The organism is Streptococcus sp. 2_1_36FAA, from assembly GCF_000161955.2.
GTDB lineage: Bacteria > Bacillota > Bacilli > Lactobacillales > Streptococcaceae > Streptococcus > Streptococcus gordonii.
Window position 1 is genome coordinate 465,629 of sequence record NZ_KI391975.1, and the last position, 22,909, is coordinate 488,537.

Annotated in this window: 10 protein-coding genes and 1 tRNA gene; 9 read left to right on the forward strand and 2 right to left on the reverse strand. The window is 41.8% G+C overall.

Annotated features, from left to right (window positions below; all coding sequences use genetic code 11):
• Positions 1–52: 52 nt before the first annotated feature.
• Together padA and HMPREF0847_RS07665 are read left to right on the forward strand one after the other, a co-directional pair.
• Positions 53–10,996: an LPXTG-anchored isopeptide-forming adhesin PadA gene (gene padA / locus HMPREF0847_RS07660; RefSeq protein WP_020992767.1), complete on the forward strand. Its 10,944-nt coding sequence runs from the start codon at positions 53–55 to the stop codon at positions 10,994–10,996.
• A gap of 76 nt (positions 10,997–11,072) precedes the next feature.
• Positions 11,073–13,730 carry a G5 domain-containing protein gene (locus tag HMPREF0847_RS07665; protein WP_020992768.1) on the forward strand — a complete coding sequence of 886 codons (2,658 nt, stop codon included), beginning with the start codon at positions 11,073–11,075 and terminating at the stop codon, positions 13,728–13,730.
• Between the two features lie 217 nt (positions 13,731–13,947).
• Here the strand turns inward: HMPREF0847_RS07665 and HMPREF0847_RS07670 are convergent.
• Positions 13,948–14,018: transfer RNA gene (locus HMPREF0847_RS07670), tRNA-Cys, on the reverse strand.
• A gap of 284 nt (positions 14,019–14,302) precedes the next feature.
• Here HMPREF0847_RS07670 and rpsB point away from each other — a divergent pair.
• Together rpsB and tsf are read left to right on the forward strand one after the other, a co-directional pair.
• The gene (rpsB, locus tag HMPREF0847_RS07675) at positions 14,303–15,085 is read left to right on the forward strand and encodes a 30S ribosomal protein S2 (protein WP_008809924.1); all 783 of its coding nucleotides are present in this window, start codon (positions 14,303–14,305) and stop codon (positions 15,083–15,085) included.
• Between the two features lie 78 nt (positions 15,086–15,163).
• Complete coding sequence (gene tsf / locus HMPREF0847_RS07680; RefSeq protein WP_008809923.1) at positions 15,164–16,207, forward strand: translation elongation factor Ts; 1,044 nt, start codon at positions 15,164–15,166, stop codon at positions 16,205–16,207.
• A 105-nt stretch (positions 16,208–16,312) separates the two neighbouring features.
• Here the strand turns inward: tsf and HMPREF0847_RS07685 are convergent, their stop codons facing one another.
• Positions 16,313–16,663, reverse strand: coding sequence for a hypothetical protein (locus tag HMPREF0847_RS07685; protein WP_008809922.1), 351 nt, complete (start codon positions 16,661–16,663; stop codon positions 16,313–16,315).
• A 318-nt stretch (positions 16,664–16,981) separates the two neighbouring features.
• On the opposite strand from HMPREF0847_RS07685, the gene HMPREF0847_RS07690 reads away from it, so the two are divergent.
• The 5 genes from HMPREF0847_RS07690 to HMPREF0847_RS07710 all read left to right on the forward strand — a co-directional run bounded on the left by HMPREF0847_RS07690 (position 16,982) and on the right by HMPREF0847_RS07710 (position 22,825).
• Complete coding sequence (locus HMPREF0847_RS07690; RefSeq protein WP_008809921.1) at positions 16,982–17,440, forward strand: CtsR family transcriptional regulator; 459 nt, start codon at positions 16,982–16,984, stop codon at positions 17,438–17,440.
• 6 nt (positions 17,441–17,446) lie between these two features.
• Complete coding sequence (locus HMPREF0847_RS07695; RefSeq protein WP_008809920.1) at positions 17,447–19,876, forward strand: ATP-dependent Clp protease ATP-binding subunit; 2,430 nt, start codon at positions 17,447–17,449, stop codon at positions 19,874–19,876.
• Positions 19,877–20,097: 221 nt separating this feature from the next.
• The gene (locus tag HMPREF0847_RS07700) at positions 20,098–21,156 is read left to right on the forward strand and encodes an AAA family ATPase (protein WP_008809919.1); all 1,059 of its coding nucleotides are present in this window, start codon (positions 20,098–20,100) and stop codon (positions 21,154–21,156) included.
• A gap of 21 nt (positions 21,157–21,177) precedes the next feature.
• Positions 21,178–21,993 carry a nicotinamide riboside transporter PnuC gene (gene pnuC, locus HMPREF0847_RS07705; protein ID WP_008809918.1) on the forward strand — a complete coding sequence of 272 codons (816 nt, stop codon included), beginning with the start codon at positions 21,178–21,180 and terminating at the stop codon, positions 21,991–21,993.
• A 43-nt stretch (positions 21,994–22,036) separates the two neighbouring features.
• Complete coding sequence (locus tag HMPREF0847_RS07710) at positions 22,037–22,825, forward strand: NUDIX domain-containing protein (RefSeq protein WP_008809917.1); 789 nt, start codon at positions 22,037–22,039, stop codon at positions 22,823–22,825.
• Positions 22,826–22,909: the final 84 nt, after the last annotated feature.

The window sequence follows — 22,909 nt, forward strand, 5'->3', positions numbered from 1 at the left end:
GAAGGGAGAGCTTGTATAAAAGTTTCTACTATTATATAGGCTTTAAAATAGCATGAAAGATTTTTTGAAAAAGGTTTTAATACTATTTACCGTCCTGTTGATGTCGATGCCATCCAGCGTCTTAAATCTAGGGGCTTCAGTTGTTCGAGCTGATGATCCTCTGAATATTGAGACGAGACGGATTGATGAGCATACAACGATTACACAAAATGGGTGTTATCGTAAGATTGAAAAAACTGACGCAACGGACTGGACAGTTCCGCGGAAACCGATTGACTTGGTTATCTTGCAAGATGCCAGTGGGTCATTCCGAGCAACGATTCCAAGTGTCAAAAGTGCACTTAAACGGTTGACGACTTATGTTAGTCCAGAACAATACGATGAGACAAATCCTCATCTCGTTAAGACTGACGACCCTCGGACAACTGACCGCGTTTTCGTAGCTTCTTACCAAGGTCTTGACCAAGTTCGTTATTTTAATAGCGACAATTACACTGGACAGCCAAATGTATATACCGATCCAGATACAACTGGTAAACACTATACCTATGGAAATAGCGGTTTAACAAGCGACCAACAAACAATTCATAACTTTATTGATAATATTGCTGTTGATGGTGGAACCCCAACTGTCCCTGCGATTGACGATACTATTGCGGCCTACAATCGAGTTAAGGGAAATATGGAAAATGGTCGTAAGACGGTCTTCCTCCTGGTAACGGATGGGGTAGCCAACGGTTATCGTCCACAAGGATCTAACACAGTTGTAATGGATAAGAGCTGGACACGGAATACAGCCCTCCAACGAGCGTGGGGGATTGACAGTTACCCAGAAGCGTCACAAGATATTATAAGCCGTGCAAATGAACTTAAAACTGCGGGAGATAAACTTAAAGCAACTGTAGGAGACGAGGGCTCGGTTGTTGTAGGTTTCTGGGAACGTGTTGATAACTTCACTGAAAAATACTATCAATATGGTCCTGCTTATCTGAATGGTTTCGGTAACACTATCAATATTGGAGATAATCGTTCAGTTCAAGGTATCTTCCACGACGCACTTCAATCCATGGCTTCACCAGACAAGGTTGTAAACGGAAAGAATGTTTCCTTCTATGTCAATGAACAAAATAACATTGATGTATTCTCGCAAAAGATTTTGGAATCAGTAGCGGCAGCTCTAGTTAAAGATGATATCACTGGTGAGTTTGATATTACGGAAGGCTACAAGGTAGATGCTATCCGAATCAATGGCAAGAAGATTGTTCCGAAAGTAACAGACCCTAGCAAGGAAATCCGTGGTACAATCACACAGACTGGTAACAAGGTTAAAATCTCTGTTCCAGATAGTGTCTTCAATCCAGGTAAGAACAGCTTTGACTATGACTTGAGTAAGGAAGCTCGGGCACCTGAGACAGATGAAGATAGCGAAGTAGACCCTCCTGAGAATTATGTTCCAGAGAAGGAAGAAATCACAGTTCCAGAATTGACTGGTAAATTTAAAGCAGGTGACTTCGAAACACGTCAAATCGGTGGTCGGAACCAAACAGTAGAAGTTCAAAAATTGGAATACTGTTATCCAAGTGCAACGAAGACAGTGAAAGATGCGGATGCTAGCAACGATATTGGTGTCATTCCGGATCCGTTAGAGTTGACTAAGAAACCATCTTATTCTGCACAACTAAGCAAGAAAGACGAAGAGTTCACTTACACTGTCGACTACAACTTCAATAACGTTCCTTACGAATTTGAAAAGAACGTTATGTTGACAGACCCAATTGACTACCGCTTGGAAGTGGTGAGTCATTCGGCTCAAGGTCCAGATGGACAAAGCTGGCCAACTCGTGTGGTAACGCAAAAGGATGCTGGAGGTAACTCACAAAGCGTTGTTGTAGCAGACGTTCCACCGCAAGGTAAGGATTATAATTACCTGATCATGAAGAAGGCGAAACTGAAAATGACAGTTCGCCTGAAAGAAGAGTACCGTAAGAACCAAGCCAGCAAGGCTTACTTGGCAATCTTACAAAATAACAATGGTTACGGTTTAGTTAACCAAGGTAACATCATGTGGAATGGTGAAGATGATTCGCCAAACCAAGATGCCCATGCCAAGACAAAAGACAAGGCAAGTACGATTCGTCGTTCAAACCCAATTTATGTCAAACCACCACTTGATACAGAAGTAGACAAGAAGGTTAACGAAAAAGAACACGAAGGTCTACAAGCAGATGGCGAAGAGTTTGAATATAAGGTAACTGCTCCATGGCCAGGTATTGCTGACAAGTTCACCCTGACAGATACAGTTGTAGATGAACTTGAAATTGTACCTAATTCAGCTAAAGTAACAGTAGCAGGTAAGTCTTACAGTGGTTTAACCAAAGCGATTTCAATCAATGGTCAAACAATTGAGATTACATTAGACAAGGATCAATTGACTTCATTGAACCGTTTGATCTCTCGTCGTGGTGGAAGCGAAGTACAGGAAATCGAACTGATCTTCAAGGCTAAGATTCGTCCGGGCGCTGACCTTTCTAAATATAAGAAGAATGGTGCAGTAAACATTCCGAATACAGCTGATGTTATTCTAAATGATAAGAAGAAAACTTCGAAAGAAGTAACGGTTACTCCACCGAAACCAAAAGAACCAACTGTTTCTAAGAAGATTAACAACACCTTGGATAGTCTGGTAACCTTCGATGGTCAACCGTACACTTACAACATCACAACAGCTGTGCCAAGTGATGTAGCAGGCTACAAGAAATTTGTCATTAGCGATAAGCTGGATGCCGATCTTGAACTTGATGGACAAGCAAGCATCAGCGGTCCATTGGCAGACGTCTTTGAAATCCAAACAAACGGCCAAACTGTTACTGCAACAGTTAAAGAAGGTAAGTTCGCAGAACTCGCCAAATATTCATTCGTTGAACTGACGATTCCAGCAAAAGTTAAAGCTGGTGTGACAGGTAAGACTATTGAAAACAAGGCTAAGATTTCATTTACTAATGAAAACAATGTGGCTAAGGAAGTTGAGTCTAATCCAGTAACAGTGACTCCTCCACCAGTAACTAAGAAGATCAACGAAAACTTGGATCACTTGGATATTGCAACTGGTCAGCCATACAAGTACAATGTTAAGACTACACTTCCAAGTGACATCACATCCTACAAAGAATTTGTGATTACTGATACTTTGGAAGATGAGTTGAGCGTTATTAATGAAGGTGCAGACAAACCAGTTATCAGCGGTCCTGCTGCAGAATTCTTTGACGTAACTGTCAGTGGCCAAAAAGTAACGGCAACAATGAAAAACTTTGCCGGAGCAAGTGCCCTAGCTGGTCAAGAAATTGAACTGGTTATCCCAGCGAAAATTAATGACGGCGTCACTCGTTCTAATATTCCAAACAAAGCGACATTTAGCTTCAAGGACAAGAACGACCATAAAGGTGAAAAAGAAACAATTCCTGTAACGGTGACTCCACCAACAGAACCAAATGTTTCTAAGAAGATTAACGGTGATCAAGATAATGCAACGATTGCTGCAGAAACAGATTTCACCTACAATATTAAGACTACTTTGCCAAATGATATTGATACATACAAATCATTTGTCATCACCGATACTCTAGATGAAAATCTTGGAGTGGTGAACCCAGAACCAAGCATTTCTGAAGAAGCCAAGAAATTCTTCGATATTACTGTTTCAGGAAATACTGTTACAGCAACAATGAAGGACTTTGCCAAAGCAAGTGCTCTTGCAAATAAAGAAATCGAGTTGGTCATCCACGCTAAAGTGAAGAAAGAATCTGTTCTTCCAGAAATTCCAAACACGGCTAAGATTACTTATACTAATAAGAATAACGAGTCTAAGGAAAAAGAAACAGAGCCAGTTAAAGTGACTCCTCCACCAATTACGAAGAAAGTAAATGGTAAGGATCAAGAAGAATTGGCAAGCTTAACAAGCAGCTTCAAGTATACAGTGGATTCAAAAGTTCCAACTGTAGCAGATAAGTTTGTACTTTCTGATACCTTGGAAGAAGTCTTGACCTTTGATGGAGATGCGACTGTAACGATTGATGGTCAAGCCGTGACAGATGTGACGGTTGCGAAGAAAGACCAAAAACTGACAGTTACCTTCGATAAGGATCAAGTCAAGAAATATGCAGGCAAGGCTGTTCAAGTAGCCTTCGATGCTAAGATTAAATCTGGCTACACAGTTGACCAATTAGTTGCTAAGTATCCAAATGGAGATAAAGCAGCAATTCCAAACAAAGCTAGCTTTGTGGTCAATGACAATCCAGAAACAGAGAAATTCTCTAACCCAGTTACTGTTACACCGCCACCACCAAACACTCCAGAAATTGAGAAGAAGGTTAACGGTGCAGACAGTTACAATCTGCAAACCCGTCTTGAAGAATTCACTTATAGTCTGAATACAGCGATGCCAACAAATGCGACTGAATTCACCGTAACAGATGAACTGAAGTCCGTTCTTGAATTCGCTGGCAACAAGGGCGATGTCCAAGTGAAGATTGACGGCAAGGCTGCCAATGATCAAGCTACTATTTCTACAGATAAGAATACCTTGACAGTGGCCTTTGCAGAAAAAGCAGTGAAAGCTAATGCTGGTAAGTCTATCGAAGTAACCTTCAAGGCTAAAATCCGTGAAGGAGCAAACCTTCTGGATTACCTAGTTCCTGGTCAAGGCATCCGGATCCCGAACAAGGCTTCTTATGACATCGATCATAATCCTAAGTTCCATAAGGATTCCAATGAAGTACCAGTAACTCCTCCATCTCCAGAACAACCACCAATTGAAAAAGATGTCAATGATAAGGCAGAAGCAACCTTGGAAGCACGTGATGAAGAATTCACTTATCATGTGAAAACCAAGATTCCTTATGAAGCAACAGCCTTCAACATCACTGATACTCTGAAAGACGTTTTGGACTTCTCAGGTGAAAAAGGTCAGGCGGAAGCGACTGTAGATGGTAAGAAACTGTCAGATGATCATATCACGATTAACGGCCAAACAATCACAGTTACACTGAACCAAGAAGAACTGAAAGCCAATGCAGATAAGGAAATTAAGTTAACCTTCAAGGCTAAGATTCGTCCAAATGCGAACCTTGCTGCCTACGTCGTTGGTGATAAAGTTGTTATCAATAACCAAGCTTCTTATAATGTAGATTTACCAGACAATCCTGGAGTTCATAAAGATTCAAATATCGTACCAGTGACTCCTCCAAGTCCTGAAAAACCAGAGATTGAAAAGACTGTTAATGATGCAAAAGAAGCGACTCTTGCTAACCGTGACGAAATCTTTACTTATAAAGTGAAGACAAAAGTACCGTTTGATGCAACAGCCTTCTCTATCGATGACACTATTAAGGATGTTCTAGAGTTTGCGGATGCTGGAAGTGCTACTCTTAATGGAGAAGCTTTAGAAGCAGACCGTATCTCTATCGCTGATCAAAAGATCACCTTGACTTTGACAGAAGACCAAGTCAAGAGCAATGGCGGTAAAGAAGTAGTTCTGACCTTCAAGGCTAAGATTCGCCAAGGTGCTAACCTGTCTGGCTACATTGAAAAAGGTAAGACAGTCATCAATAACCAAGCGTCTTATAACGCTGCCTTCCCTAACGATCCTAACTTCCATAAAGATTCAAATATTGTCCCAGTGACTCCTCCAAATCCGGAAAATCCTCCAATTGAGAAGAAGGTCAATGAGGCTGAATCAGCGAACTTGGGAGCTCGTGATGAAGAATTCACCTACACAATCGACACAACTGTGCCGCTTGATGTTACAGGCTTCGCAGTCTACGATACGATTGAGAAAGTCTTAGAATTCTCAGGTGAAAATGGCCAAGCAAGCGCAACGGTAGATGGTCAACCACTAGATGCCAGCCACATTACAATTAAAGGTCAGAAGATCACAGTCAAACTGACAGAAGACGAAGCGAAAGCCCTAGGAGGCAAAGCGGTTCATGTCAGCTTCAAGGCTAAGATCAAAGCGGGAGCGAACCTGTCAGACTACATCGAAAAAGATGGTACGACACGGATTTACAACACCGCTAAATACAACTTTAACAATGACCCAGGAACAGAACAAAGTTCTAAACCAGTTCCAGTCATTCCACCAACCCCAACTGAACCAGAACTGAAGAAGGAAGTAAACGGTAAAGAAGCTGAAACATTAGCTAACCGTGACGATGTCTTCACTTACACTGTGAAGACAACTGTACCGCAAGATGCGACAGCCTTCTCTATCAGCGATAGTTTAGTTCCAGTACTTGAATTTGCTGGCGAAGATGCAGAAGCATCTCTCACACTCAATGGTGAAAAGCTGGGTGCAAAACAAATCAAGTTGAAAGACCAAACCATCAGTGCTGAGTTGACTGAAGAACAAGTCAAAGCAAACGGTGGTAAAGAAGTTGTCCTCAACTTTAAAGCTAAGATTCGTGAAGGTGCTAACCTAGCAGACTACATCGAAGCAGACGGTGTAACGCGTGTACCAAACAAAGCGTCTTATGTGGCTAACTTCCCACACCGTCCAAAAGTTGAGAAAGATTCAAACATCGTCCCAGTGACTCCTCCATCACCAGAAAATCCACCAGTTGAGAAGAAGGTTAATAACAAGCCATCCGCAACTCTGGACAGCCGTGATGAAGAATTCACTTACACCATCGATACGAAAGTACCTGTCGATGCGACTGGCTTCAAGATTACCGACGAATTGAAAGACGTTCTTGAATTCTCAGGTAAGAAAGGCCAAGCAGAAGTCACAGTAGATGGTGACAAAGATGTGATCGAAGATTCACAAATCACTGTAGATAAACAAGTTCTGACAGTGACTCTGACGAAGGATCAAGTGAAGAAATACGGCAATAAAGCTGTTCATGTAAGCTTCAAGGCTAAAATTCGTAAGAATGTCAGCCTGGCAGGCTACATTGAAGCAGACGGCGTAACTCGGATTCCTAACATTGCTAAATACATCATCAACGATGATCCTAAGACAGAAAAGAGCACAGAACCAGTTCCAGTGATTCCACCAAGTCCAGAAGAACCTGGTATTAAGAAAGAAGTGAATGGTCAGCCAGAAGCAACGCTGAAAGAACGTTATGAAGAGTTTACTTATAAAGTAACAACTTCTGTACCTCAAGATGCGACAGCCTTCTCAGTATCAGATACTCTTGTACCAGTATTAGAATTCTCAGGTGAGAAAGGTCAAGCAACAGCGACTCTCGATGGCCAAGAAATTGATGCCAACCGTATCAACGTTGCAGACCAAACAATCTCTATGGCTCTGACAGAAGACGAAGTGAAAGCAAATGGTGGTAAGGAAGTAACCTTGACCTTCAAGGCTAAGATTCGTGAAGGTGCAAACTTGTCTGACTACATTGAAAAAGGTAAGACTAGCATCCCGAATACAGCTTCTTACACAGCAGGCTTCCCAAATCGTCCAGAAATCCATAAGGATTCAAACAGAGTACCAGTAACTCCTCCAACTCCAGAAGAACCTAAAATTAAGAAGGATGTCAATGGTAAGGAAGAGGAAACACTGGCTAACCGTAACGATGAGTTCACTTACCACATCAATACGAAAGTACCGTTTGATGCAACAGCCTTCTCTATCAATGATGAGCTGAAAGACGTTCTTGAATTTGCAGATGGAACAGGTCGTGCGACTGCTAGCCTAAATGGCCAAGCTCTTGATGCCGATCGTATCTCAATTAATGGTCAAACCATTACTGTGAATCTAACCGAAGAACAAGTCAAGAACAATGGTGGTAAAGATGTGAACCTAACCTTCACAGCTAAGATCCGCCAAGGTGTCAACCTATCTGGCTACATTAAAGATGGTAAGACTAGAATTCCGAATAAGGCAAGCTACCGAGTGGACTTCCCGAACAACCCAGGCGTAACTAAGGATTCTAATGAAGTCCCAGTGACTCCTCCAAGTCCGGAAAATCCTCCGATTGAGAAGAAGGTCAATGAGGCTGAGTCAGCGAACTTAGGAGCTCGTGATGAAGAATTCACTTACACAATCGACACAACTGTGCCGCTTGATGTTACAGGCTTCGCAGTCTACGATACGATTGAGAAAGTCCTAGAATTCTCAGGTGAAAATGCTCAAGCAAGCGCAACGGTAGATGGTCAACCACTAGATGCCAGCCACATTACAATTAAAGGTCAGAAGATCACAGTCAAACTGACAGAAGATGAAGCCAAAGCCCTAGGAGGCAAAGCAGTTCATGTCAGCTTCAAGGCTAAGATCAAAGCGGGAGCGAACCTGTCAGACTATATCGAAAAAGATGGTACGACACGGATTTACAACACCGCTAAATACAACTTTAACAATGACCCAGGAACAGAACAAAGTTCTAAACCAGTTCCAGTCATTCCACCAACCCCAACTGAACCAGAACTGAAGAAGGAAGTAAACGGTAAAGAAGCTGAAACATTAGCTAACCGTGACGATGTCTTCACTTACACTGTGAAGACTACTGTACCGCAAGATGCGACAGCCTTCTCTATCAGCGATAAGCTGGAAGATGTTCTTGAGTTTGCGGGTGAATCATCTGCGACTCTAGCAGGTGAAGACTTGAAGGCAGACCAGATTACAACAGACGGTCAAACCATCAAGTTGACCCTGACAGAAGATCAGGTGAAAGCAAACGGTGGTAAAGAAGTTGTCCTCAACTTCAAGGCTAAGATCAGAGAGGGCGCAAACTTGTCAGCTTACATGAAAGCAGACAAGGCAGAAGTACCGAATAAGGCTTCTTACACAGTTGGCTTCCCTAACAAACCAGCTGTAACGAAGGACTCTAACGTAGTACCTGTCACTCCTCCATCTCCAGAACAGCCACCGATTGAAAAAGATGTGAATTCAAAACCTTCTGAAACAATTGCAGATCGAACAGAAGAATTCACATACAACATCCATACAACTATGCCTCAAGATGCGACAGGCTTTACAGTTACCGATGAATTGAAAGACGTTCTTGAATTTGCCGGTGATGTCCAAGTCACTCTTGGTGGTAAGAAAGCAGACGCAGCTGTAGCGAAAAACGGTCAAACTCTGGAAGTAACCTTCCCAGAAGAGACTGTCAAAGCAAATGGTGGTAAGAAAGTCCAAGTAACCTTCAAAGCGAAGATTAAAGCGGACGCCGACTTAACTCCATATGAAACAGCTAATAGCTACTCTGTACCAAATACAGCTTCTTACTTGATTAACAATAATCCAGCAAGCAAGAAAGAAACTAAGCCAGTTACGGTCGAAGTTCCAAAACAACCTGGACCAGAGGTTACGAAGAAGATTAACCGTACATTGGATCACTTAGATGTTGACCGTGATGTTCCTTACATGTACAATGTCAACACACAAATTCCAAAAGATATCCGCCTTTACAAAGAGTTCACCGTTACGGATACTTTGGAACCAGTTCTTGAAATCACAGGAACTCCTGTAGCTTACGTGGATGGTTATGCAACAGACGCTGTGGAAACAAAAGTGGAAGGCAATACAGTTACTGTAACAGTGAAAGACTTCGCTCGTATCAGTGGCTATAAAGAAATCCAACTTTACATTCCAGCTAAGCTGAAAGCAGATAGTGACTTATCAGCTTACGAAAACCAAACTGTTCCAAACAAGGCAACAATTGCCTTCAAGGATAGCAATGGCAAGAACGGCACAAAAGAATCTAACCCAGTAACCGTTCGTCCACGGGACCCAGAAAAACCTGAGGAACCAAAACCAAACGAACCAGCTAAGACAGTAGGTCCAGCTGATGGATCTAACCCATCAACTGCTTACCGTCTGAAAGAACTCAAGGAAGGCTTCCGCTTTGATGTGACAGCGAAGGTGCCAACTGATCCAGTTGATGAATCAGGCAACCCTATCAAAGACGCTCAAGGCCGTGATGTGAAGACTGAATTGAATAGCTTTACGGTAACAGATGAACTTGAAAAAGTTCTGAAAGTGGACCGTGTAGCTGTTAAGGTTGAGGAAAATAAAGTCGCAGAAGCCATTGCGAAGATTACTGCTAAGATTGAAAAAGCAGAAAGCGACCTGAAAGAGCTCGAAGGCAAAGAGACAAATGGTACTTTTGCTAAGAAACTGGCAGAAGCTGAGAAGAAGGTAGAAGAGCTAACAGCACAATTGGCAGCAGCCAAAGAAAAAGCTACAGCTGCAGCGACACCTGCAACACCAGCTCCATCTTCAGATTCTGACGCAGGCAATGCTACAGCGACACCTGCTCCAGCAGACAATAACGCTGAAGTGGTAGCCCTTGAAGAAAGCCTCAAAGCAGCACAAGCTGAATTGGAACAACTGAAAGCAGATGGTGCGAAAGCTGGTAACCTCGCAACACCTGAAGAACAAAAAGTTGAACAAGATAAGCTGAATAAGAACCTTGAACAACTGAAAGAGAGCAAAGAGAAACTCGAAAAAGCTCTCGAAGCATTCACAACAGTGAATGACAAGGGTGAGATCACGGATGAAGCTCTTGCGAAAATCGCCAAAGTAACTGTAGAAGGTCAGAAAGTTACCGTAGAAGTTACTGATAAGGCTGTTTTGGAAGCCTTGAAGGGTAGCACCTTCCGCGTCATCATCTATTCATCTATTAAAGACGGAGCAGACTTGTCTAGCTACCTGAACAAAGAGAATAATGAGACGAAGATTCCGAATAAGGCTACTGTAACCTTCAACGATAAACCGAAAGTAACGAATACAGTAAACGTTTATCCGCCAGAGCCAACTACACCGCCGACAACACCACCACAAACACCACCGACAACACCGGGTACGCCGCCACCAACTACACCTGATACGCCACCAGCGCCTAAGGGTGACTTGCCACCGGCACCAACACCAGAGCCAGAAAAACCTAAGAATATCTTGCCAAAAACAGGTACTTCTGCTACTATGGTAAATGAGGTGATTATCGGAATGATCCTTGTGCTGATGGGACTTCTTTTGAGAAGAAAACCAAAGCATTAATGTAAGATAGTCCAGGAGAGCTATGCTCTTCTGGTTACTATCGTATTATTAGGAAAAAGATTAAAGGAAAATCATTATGGATAGAAAAAAGTTAATTAAGTTAGGAATCTCAGTGCTAGCTGTTAATGCTTTGGGAGCAGTAGCCGTTTATAAATATCCTGAGCTGACACATGTACCTACTGTCTATGCAGAGGAAGTGCCTGGAGAGGATGAGGAAATTCCAGATGCAGCAGAAGCGCAAGCAGCAAATAATCTCCGTGCGAAATTATCAGAACTTGAAGGAACTATTGCTAAATTTGATGCGACCGATGATGAATCTAAGGAAAATTTGGAAGCTTTATTAGAAGAGGTTGACGAGGCTCATACTGAAGCAGTTAATGCGATCAAGAGTGAAGAAGGCAAGAAAGGTTTTGCCAAGTACGAAGCTCGTTACCAAGCTTTAAAAGCAAAAGCTCAAGCCCTTCTAAATGGTGAATCACCAAAACCTCAACCAGAGATCACCACTCAGGACGTTACAGTCAAAGAACCAATCCCTTATGGATCTTCAACAGTTAAAAATCCAGCTCTACCAAAAGGCACAAGAAACACAAAAGTTCAAGGTGTCAATGGTGAAAAGGAAGTTGTCTACACAATCACTTTAACAGATGGCAAGGAAACAGGCCGTGTGAAAAAGTCTGAAACAGTTATTAAACCAGCTGTTGACGAAGTCATCGAAGAAGGTACCGGTGCAGTTACTACAACTGAAGAAGTAGTAGAAAAAGAAGTTATCAAGCATGGTAGCTCTACAGTTCCAAATCCAGCTCTACCAAAAGGCACAAGAAATGTAAAAGTTCAAGGTGTAGATGGAGAGAAGGAAGTAACTTACACAGTTACGAAAGCTGATGGCGTACAAGTTAGCAAGGTTAAGAAGTCAGAGAAAGTGACAAAACCAGCTGTTGACGAAGTCATCGAAGAAGGTACCGGTGCAGTTACTACAACTGAAGAAGTAGTGGAAAAAGAAGTTATCAAGCATGGTAGCCGAACTGAACAAAATCCAGCTCTACCAAAAGGCACAAGAAATGTAAAAGTTCAAGGTGTAGATGGAGAGAAGGAAGTAACTTACACAGTTACGAAAGCTGATGGCGTACAAGTTAGCAAGGTTAAGAAGTCAGAGAAAGTGACAAAACCAGCTGTTGACGAAGTCATCGAAGAAGGTACCGGTGCAGTTACTACAACTGAAGAAGTAGTAGAAAAAGAAGTTATCAAACATGGTAGCTCTACAGTTAAAAATCCAGCTCTACCAAAAGGCACAAGAAACACAAAAGTTCAAGGTGTAGATGGAGAGAAGGAAGTAACTTACACAGTTACGAAAGCTGATGGCGTACAAGTTAGCAAGGTTAAGAAGTCAGAGAAAGTGACAAAACCAGCTGTTGACGAAGTCATCGAAGAAGGTACCGGTGCAGTTATTACTACTAAGGAAGAAACTAAGACTGAAGAAGTAGATTTCCAAGTCAAAGAAGTTCCAAATCCAGCACTTCCAGAAGGTGTCCGCAATGTGACAACTCCAGGTAAGAAGGGTGTTCGTACAATCGTTGAGACAGTAACCTACACTGACGGCAAAGAAACAGGTCGTGTAGTGAAATCAAACGAAATCACAACTCCAGCAGTTGATGAAGTCGTTGAAGTAGGAACTAAGAAAGGCGTAGTTACTACAACCGAAGAAGTAGTAGAAAAAGAAGTTATCAAACATGGTAGCTCTACAGTTCCAAATCCAGCTCTACCAAAAGGCACAAGAAACGTAAAAGTTCAAGGAGTAGATGGAGAGAAGGAAGTAACTTATACTGTTACTAAAGCTGATGGCCAAGAAGTTAGCAAGGTTAAGAAGTCAGAAACTGTGACAAAACCAGCTGTTGACGAAGTCATCGAAGAAGGTACTGGTCCAGTCATTACCACTAAGGAAGAAACTAAGACTGAAGAAGTAGACTTCCAAGTCAAAGAAGTTCCAAATCCAGCTCTTCCAGAAGGTGTTCGCAATGTGACAAACCCAGGTAAGAAGGGAGTTCGTACCATTGTTTACACGGTAACCTACGCAGACGGTGTTGAAACAGGTCGTGTAGAGAAATCCAACACTATCACAACTCCAGCAGTTGATGAAGTTGTTGAAGTAGGCACTAAGAAAGCTACTGCTCCAGTTGTTACAACTGAAAACGTGACTGAAACTCAAGTTATTTACCATGGCACTATCACTTTAAGCAATCCAGATCTTCCAAAAGGAACAAAACGGATCAAGATTGCTGGTGTTGATGGTGAAAAGACTGTTGTCTACACAATTACTAAGACAAATGGTGTTGAAACAAGCCGAGTTGCCAGAGACGAACAGATTACGAAAACACCAATCACTCAAGTAGTTGAAATTGGTGCTAAGGAATCTGGTAGCAGCCAATCAAATGCTAGTCAAGATCAAAAAGATCCATCAGACAAAGCTCAAGATTCTAAAGGAAAAGCTCAAGATTCAACTGGTAAAGTTCAAGATCCTAAGGATCAAGCGAAACCAGGATCAGATGCTGCTACAAGTAGTCAATCAGGTCAAACAGACCGTCCACAACAACCTCAATACTCTAGAGTAAATAGAAACGCAGAAGAGAAGAAGAACCTTCCAAACACTGGTGAACATGCAAATGGCCTTGCGGCTCTATTAGGACTTGTTCTTGCAAGTGTAACAGCCTTCTTTAACTTCCGTCGTAAAAAACACTAAGAATTAGGTTGAAAAATAGAAGGCATTTGTCTTTAATTCTACTGCTTTTCTCAAAACAGAGAATTAGTAAAAATGCTATAAAAAGAGGCTGAGAGAATATCTCAGCCTCTTTTTGAATCCTAACTTAAGAGATAGGCTTAAAATCTAGCGTCAAATGAAAAAAGCCCGATTTTACGAGCTTTATGTTCAGATGTTTCCTGATAAATCAGGTAATATAAGGCGGTAGACGGATTTGAACCGACGATCAAGCTTTTGCAGAGCCGTGCCTTACCACTTGGCTATACCGCCTCAACCTTTACTATTTTACCTTAAAAAAGGATTTTCGTCAATACACTTGAGTCTAAGAAAATGAAATAATACTGAAAACTAGAAAAATAAATGCTGATAAAATCAAGGTTTTCGAGGAAAAATAAAGCAAAAGAGCTTGTCAAATTCTTGAAATTCTGTTATCATAATAGATGCCGTGCAAATGGCAAAATACTCATTTTAGATGAATTGTGGGACTGTTGCCCTTGGGTTGTCCTGCGAGCTGAAATCTAAAAGAGGAAAAAAACAAAAAGGAGAATTTACTCATGGCAGTAATTTCAATGAAACAACTTCTTGAGGCTGGTGTTCACTTTGGTCACCAAACTCGTCGCTGGAACCCTAAGATGGCTAAGTACATCTTCACAGAGCGTAACGGTATCCACGTTATTGACTTGCAACAAACTGTAAAATATGCAGACCAAGCATATGATTTCATCCGTGATGCAGCTGCAAACGATGCAATCATCTTGTTTGTTGGTACTAAAAAGCAAGCTGCTGAAGCTGTAAAAGATGAAGCAGAACGCGCTGGTCAATACTACATCAACCACCGTTGGTTGGGTGGAACTCTTACAAACTGGTCTACTATCCAAAAACGTGTAGCTCGTTTGAAAGAAATCAAACGTATGGAAGAAGACGGAACTTTCGAAGTTCTTCCTAAGAAAGAAGTAGCTCTTCTTAACAAACAACGTGCACGTCTTGAAAAATTCTTGGGTGGTATCGAAGAAATGCCACGCATCCCAGATGTAATGTACGTAGTTGACCCACATAAAGAGCAAATCGCTGTTAAAGAAGCTAAGAAGCTTGGTATCCCAGTGGTTGCGATGGTTGATACAAACACAGATCCAGACGATATCGATGTAATCATTCCTTCTAACGATGACGCTATCCGCGCTGTTAAATTGATCACTGCGAAAATGGCTGACGCTATTATCGAAGGTCGTCAAGGTGAAGACAGTGTTGAGTCAGTAGAAGCTGAATTGGCTGCAACTGAAACTCAAGCAGACTCAATCGAAGAAATCGTTGAAGTTGTAGAAGGCGACAACGCTTAATTCAAATAATTAGTAATTACCTAGGAGGGCGGGGCTTAGCCCGGCCCTCCTATTTTTAAAAAATATAGGAGAAACAAAATGGCAGAAATTACAGCTAAACTTGTTAAAGAGTTGCGTGAAAAATCTGGTGCTGGTGTCATGGACGCTAAGAAAGCCCTAGTTGAAACTGATGGTGACATCGAAAAAGCGATTGAATTGCTTCGCGAAAAAGGTATGGCAAAAGCAGCTAAGAAGGCTGACCGTGTTGCTGCTGAAGGTTTGACTGGTGTATTTGTTAACGGTAATGTTGCAGCAGTAGTTGAAGTAAACGCTGAAACTGACTTCGTTGCAAAAAATGCTCAATTTGTTGACTTGGTAAATGCAACTGCGAAAGTAATCGCTGAAGGCAAACCAGCTAACAACGAAGAAGCACTTGCTTTGACAATGCCTTCAGGTGAAACTCTTGAAGCTGCATACGTATCTGCAACTGCAACTATCGGAGAAAAAATCTCATTCCGTCGCTTTGCTTTGATCGAAAAAACAGATGCACAACACTTTGGTGCTTACCAACACAATGGTGGCCGTATCGGTGTTATCTCCGTTATCGAAGGCGGAGACGAAGCTCTTGCTAAACAAATTTCTATGCATATCGCTGCGATGAAACCAACTGTTCTTTCATACAAAGAATTGGATGAGCAATTTGTTAAAGATGAATTAGCACAATTGAACCATGCTATTGATCAAGATAACGAAAGCCGCGCAATGGTTGGTAAACCAGCTCTTCCGCACTTGAAGTATGGATCAAAAGCTCAATTGACTGATGCAGTTGTTGCTCAAGCTGAAGAAGACATCAAGGCTGAGTTGGCTGCTGAAGGTAAACCAGAAAAGATCTGGGACAAGATCATCCCAGGTAAAATGGATCGCTTCATGCTTGACAACACTAAAGTTGACCAAGCATATACACTTCTTGCACAAGTTTACATCATGGATGACAGCAAGACAGTTGAAGCTTACCTTGAATCAGTAAATGCTTCAGTAGTTGAGTTCGCTCGCTTTGAAGTTGGTGAAGGTATCGAAAAAGCCGCTAACGACTTTGAATCAGAAGTTGCAGCAACAATGGCAGCAGCTCTTGGACAAAACTAAGAATCTACTATCATAAAAAGAACGGGACAAGATTGATTTTGTCCCGTTTTATCTTTATAAGCCTAAGCTCTTGTATATATCAAAAGCTTTCTAATGTGCTTTATTCTATTTAGCCACTCTTCTCATCAAGTTGCTATGTGAAATCACAGCATCAATAAAAATTAGAAGAATACCAAAAATTAAGAGATGAGTAATTTGAGAATAGGTAAAAGTAATTCTAAACTTCTGAGTGAATAGGATTCCTATCACAGTAGCGAGTGTAATGAGTAGATTAAGAGTCCACTTTGTTTTCTGTTTCATCTTGGCCTGTTCAAATAAGAAGGGGATAAAGAAGCAGGCAACCAATATGGCAATCTGGACATTGACATAATGGGCAGAAAATACTGTGTATAGGAACAAGGTTGAAAGCAACCAAGTGAGCACGTGGCGAGTATAAGTGAGCCAATCTAGCGTCATTGGACATTCCTCCTTTTGAGATAATTGTGAATAGGTAAGGTACCTATTCTTTCTGTACATTTCCGCCTATATTATAACGCTTTAAAAGTTAATTGCAAGCGGTTACAGCTAAGAATCTGCTCTTTTATAAAGCTTTTTCACTAGTTTGAATTATCAGACCTTTTACCATCCCTTTTCCTTTCAAAATAAGGACTTTTTCGGTATAATATTAGTCAAAGATAGTCAATGTCAAAGATACTTTTGTGAAGCTAGAAATCAGTGTCTAATGTTTAATGAAAGAGCGATTAAAAATAATAAGATTGACTAGAAAGGAAGATCATGAGCGGTAAGAATACTTCAGATAATATCGAAGCCTATATTAAAGCAATTTTAGAGCAGGCAGGTATGGTTGAGTTGAAACGGAGCGAGTTGGCTGATGTCTTCCAGGTTGTTCCCAGTCAAATTAATTATGTGATTAAGACTCGCTTTACTGAAAGCCGGGGCTACGTTGTCGAAAGTAAGCGAGGTGGCGGTGGCTACATTCGAATTGGAAAGGTCGAGTTTTCTGACCGCCATCAGATGATATGTGAGTTATTCGATCGTATTGGAGAGCAAGTGAGCCAACAGTTCTTTACAGATATTATTCAACTCTTGTTTGATGAAAGAATTATGTCGGAACGTGAAGGCAACCTTCTTTTGGCTATATCGTCTGATTGTGTTTTAGGAGTAGATGCTCCAATAATTCGCGCTCGTATGTTAAAGAAAGTATTACAACAACTTGATAGAAAAGGAACTTAAATAGAAATGAAATATTCGAAAGCCTTGATTGTTAGTATAGAAGAAGCCCAGCAACTGGCTAGTCATTTTGAATCTGAGTATTTAGAGTCATGGCATCTCTTGATTGCTTTTTCTAATTATCCGTACAGCGTAGCAGGCTCAGTTTTAAACGATTATCCGCTAGAAATTGATCATTTTGAGGATGCTGCTTACCATGTGGTAGGGAAATCTTATCAGAAGGAAGGGCGATTTAGTATCCTGCCTTTTTCTCATCGCTTGACGACTCTTTTTAAGGAGGCAAAAGCAATAGCCGAAGCTACTCACGCAAAGGAAGTCGGAACTGAACATATCTTATACTCTATCATCAGCGACAGAGGAACCCTAGCAACTCGTATTTTGGAATTTGTCGGCTTTAGTTATGAAGACAAAGAAGGAGTCTTGCGCATTAATGATTTGCGGAGAAATCTGGAACAAAAGTCTGGCTGGACTAAGAATGATTTAAAAGCAATCCGCAGTCTTCATAAAGGTTTTAATCAAGCCAAGCAAAACATGGCAAACATGATGGGGATGCCTCCTACTCAGAGTGGTGGTCTAGAAGATTACACACGAGACTTGACGGAATTAGCTCGTTCAGGTCAGCTAGAGCCTGTTGTTGGTCGAGATCAGGAAATCTCTCGGATGATTCAGGTTCTCAGCCGCAAGACGAAGAATAATCCTGTCTTAGTTGGGGATGCTGGAGTTGGTAAAACTGCTCTAGCTCTCGGTTTGGCCCAGCGTGTAGCTTCTGGTCAAGTTCCACACGAACTAGCCAAAATGCGGGTTCTAGAGCTTGATTTAATGAATGTAGTCGCAGGGACTCGTTTCCGTGGGGATTTTGAAGAGCGTATGAACAATATCATCGACGATATTGAGAAAGATGGTAAGGTCATCCTCTTTATCGATGAGCTTCATACGATTATGGGATCTGGTAGTGGTATTGATTCTACGATGGATGCTGCGAATATCCTTAAACCTGCTCTGGCTCGCGGAACACTGCGTACGATAGGAGCTACAACTCAAGAAGAATACCAAAAGCATATTGAAAAAGACGCTGCTCTATCTCGGCGCTTCGCTAAGATCAGTATTGAAGAACCAAGTGTGGCTGACAGCATTGCTATCCTTAAGGGGCTAAAAGAAAACTATGAAGCCCATCATAAGGTAACGATTACAGATCAAGCCATTGAAACAGCTGTAAAATATGCCCACCGTTATTTGACAAGTAAGCATCTGCCAGATTCAGCAATTGATCTGTTAGATGAAGCAAGTGCTACAGTACGTAACAATGGTCCTCAGAGTCATGCACAAGAGGATTTGAGTCCAGCAGATCGAGCAATTATAGCTGGTCAGTTCAATAAACTTAGTCGCTTGATCAAGGAAGAAAATCAACCTCTATCAAGTAATTTGAAGGTAGAGGAAACAGACATTTTGACAACTCTCAGTCGCCTGTCTGGTATTCCAGTCCAAAAATTGACTCAGACAGATGCTAAAAAATATTTGCACTTAGAAGAAGAATTGCATAAGCGGGTGATTGGCCAAGATGAAGCTATATCAGCTATTAGTCGCGCAATTCGTCGTAATCAGTCAGGTATTCGAGCGAATAAGCGACCGATTGGTTCCTTTATGTTCTTGGGACCAACTGGGGTTGGTAAGACCGAGTTAGCTAAGGCTCTGGCAGAAACCCTCTTTGACGACGAATCAGCTCTCATTCGTTTTGATATGAGTGAATACATGGAGAAATTTGTAGCTAGTCGTCTCAATGGAGCGCCTCCAGGCTACGTCGGCTATGAAGAAGGAGGCGAATTAACAGAGAAAGTTCGCAACCGACCATATTCCGTCCTCTTATTTGACGAAGTTGAAAAAGCTCATCCGGATATTTTCAATGTCCTTCTGCAGGTTTTAGATGATGGTGTATTGACTGATAGTAAGGGACGAAAGATTGATTTTTCAAATACGATTATTATCATGACCAGCAATCTAGGAGCAACCAGTTTGCGTGATGATAAGACGGTCGGCTTTGGAGCGCGCGACATTCGCTTGGATCATGCAAATATGGAAAAACGAATGTTAGAAGAGCTCAAAAAGACATACCGTCCAGAATTTATTAACCGGATTGATGAAAAAGTCGTCTTCCATAGCTTGTCAGCAGACCATATGCAGGAGGTTGTCAAAGTGATGGTTAAACCTCTGGTTGCCAGTCTAGCTGAAAAGAATATCCAACTAAAATTCCAAGCTAGTGCCTTGAAACTACTAGCTAAAGAAGGATATGATGTAGAAATGGGGGCTAGACCTCTTCGTAGGACTCTGCAAACCAAAGTTGAAGACAAACTAGCAGAACTGCTATTAACTGGGGATTTACAAGCTGGTCAGACTTTGAAAGTGGGGGTTAAGGCAGGTCAGTTGAAGTTTGATATAGCCTAAATTCTAAAGAAGATCGCAGTAATCTTGATGAACAATTGTAAAAAAACATAAGGAAAGCTCTGATATAACAATTATCAGGGCTTTTTTAATTTTAAGTTTGATATTTGAGTTTAAAAATATTTTTATAAAATTTTATAAAAACTATTGACAAAACAAAAATATAGTTTATAATAAAAACATAGAAAAAATAAAAATATAAAAAACAATAAAAAGGTGTGGCTATGAAAGAAAAAATTGCAATCGTCTTTGGAACCTTTGCTCCCTTGCATCAGGGGCATATCGATTTGATTCAGAAGGCTAAGCGTTCTTACGACAAGGTGCGCGTGGTGGTTTCTGGTTATCAAGGTGACCGTGGGGAGGAAGTAGGCCTGTCTCTGCAGAAGCGTTTCCGCTATACGCGAGAAACTTTCGCAGATGATGAATTGACTCAGGTTTACAAACTGGACGAAACTTCTTTTCCTCGCTATCCTCTGGGTTGGGACCAGTGGTTGTCGGCTTTATTAGACTTGGTGGGTTATGATTCTGAACGCGAGGAGTTGATCTTCTATGTCGGAGAGGCTGATTACTTGGCAGAGCTGAACAGACGAGGGTTTGAAAGCTCCTTGGAAGAGCGTCAGGTTGGCATTTCCGCTACCATGATTCGAGAAAATCCTAGTCGTTATTGGAAATATATGGCCCAACCATTCCGCCGTCACTTTACCAAGAAAGTGCTGATCATGGGTAGCGCCAGCAATGGTAAAACGACCTTGGCTAAGGATTTGGCTCGCTATTATGATGCTCCAGTTAGTCTGGAATATGCTCGAGAATACCAGATTCAAAATAACGTACGAGATGATGAACTGACCCCTAAAGACTACTATTATCTACTTCTGGGACAATACGCTCAGACTTCTCGCCTCATTGACAGCAGCGCTAACCGTGGTCTGGTAGTGGCTGATACAAATTCACTGGTAACCAAGGCTTACTATGATTACTATCTGAAAGAAAGTCCGGTTCAGGACGAAGAGACAGATACTTTTGATAATCTCTTTGTCAGCATCTTATCCAAGGAAAAATGGGATTTGATTCTCTTTGCTGAGCCAGTTGGGACCTATGTCAATGATGGCTTTCGCGATATGAGCATGGCAGACGAGGCTATCCGCAGTGATTTTTCAAGCTATCTGAAAAAGCTGAAAGATCAGTACTTGCCTGATCATCCGACAGTCTATCTAGCTGGCAGTTATCTGGACAATTATGAGATGGCCAAAGAAGCAATCAACAGGATTTATCAAGCAGATTAAAAAAGAAAGTGGTAGAATAGAATGGAAATAAAAAATCAAAAACTCTCTCCTGAAGCTCTCTGCGCAGGACTGAAACAAAAAACTCAAACCTTTGCTCGGAATTTCCGTAATGTCTGTGCCGTAGCTAAAAAGCAGGGCATTAAGGGGATTACAAAATTGCTCTGGCAGGACCTATTTGGTGGCCGTAGCTTGGCTCAATGGCTCTATTTACTTGCTCTTTCCAGTCTGCCTTTCATTCTGGAGTTTACCAGTGGCCAGGCGAAGCATGATTGGCTGGGACTCTTTGCTTCCTGGACGGGCATCGTCTGTGTAATCCTAGTAGCTGAAGGTCGGGCTAGCAACTACATTTTTGGGGCTGTAAATTCCGCAATTTACCTCATATTGTCCTTCAAGGCTAGTTTTTATGGTGAAGTACTGACAACAATTTACTTCTTTATCATGCAGCCAATCGGCCTTTATACTTGGCTGTCCAACCGGGTTAATGAGCAAGATAAGGAAGAACCTTCTCATTTTGAAGCTAAGAAGTTAGACTGGCGTGGCTGGCTTAAATACCTGGCCTTGACGGCCTTGATTTGGATTGGTATGGGCTTTGCCTATAAAAGCATTCAAAGTCACCGTCCTTTCCGTGATAGTGTGACAGATGCGACCAATGGTATCGGTCAGCTTCTCATGACTGGTCTCTACCGTGAGCAGTGGATTTTCTGGATTGCGACCAATCTCTTCAGTATCTATCTCTGGTGGGGTAGCAACTTTCACATACAGGCTATGTACTGGGTCTATACCCTCAATAGTATCGTCGGGTGGTATCAGTGGACCAAGGCAGTGAAGAAGGCTTAGAGCAAGATTTGGAGGATTTTTGATAGAAAAGGATAAGATACTTATGACCAAACAGGCTATTCCATCTGGTATGACAGAAAAAGAATATTATGAAACAATGGCGGATGAATCCGCCTTTTTGGAATGGTACAAGACTCAGGATTTGCCAAAATATGAGACTCCGAGTGTAACAGCAGATATGGTGGCATACTGCTTCGTGGAAGGGCAGATAAAACTCTTGGTCATCAAGCGCAAGGCCCATCCTTATCAAAATAAATATGCCCTAGTCGGAGGCTTTGTGGACAAGCATGAGGATGCCTATCAAGCCTGCATTCGGGAAGTCAAAGAAGAGGTGGGGCTTGAGATACCGCTGGAAAAGGTGGAACAGCTGATGACGGTTTCTACACCAGGACGTGATCCACGCGGATGGATCATTACGATTTCCCACTTGGTTTATCTTCCGGCTATAGCAGTAGATCAAGTACAAGCTGGCGATGATGCTAAAGAAGTCACCTTTCTTGATGTGGACTTTAAGACAAGGAGCTTTAGGGACGGAGAGCGGCTTTTGAAAGCAGAGGACTTTGCTTTTGATCACTACCAAATCCTACTAGAATCTATTAAACGGATTCAGGGACGACTGGACTGGAATCCAACATTTCTTCATTTACTGGAATCACCTTTTACTGTCTATGAAGGGACTGAGTTGGTCAATCTCATCACACCTAGACGTCCTATTGTCAGCAATAATTTTCTAGTTAAATTTGGGGAATACCTAGAAGAGGCTGGTGTCAAGCGCGTGCCAAAGAAGAAGCCGAGAAAAGTTTATCGGCTGAAGACAGAAAAAACGGCTTAAAAGAAAGTCGAGGTTATATTTCTCTTGCAGGACAAAATTGTCCTGTTTTTCTTATTTTAATGACGAATAGATAAGTAGGAGCAA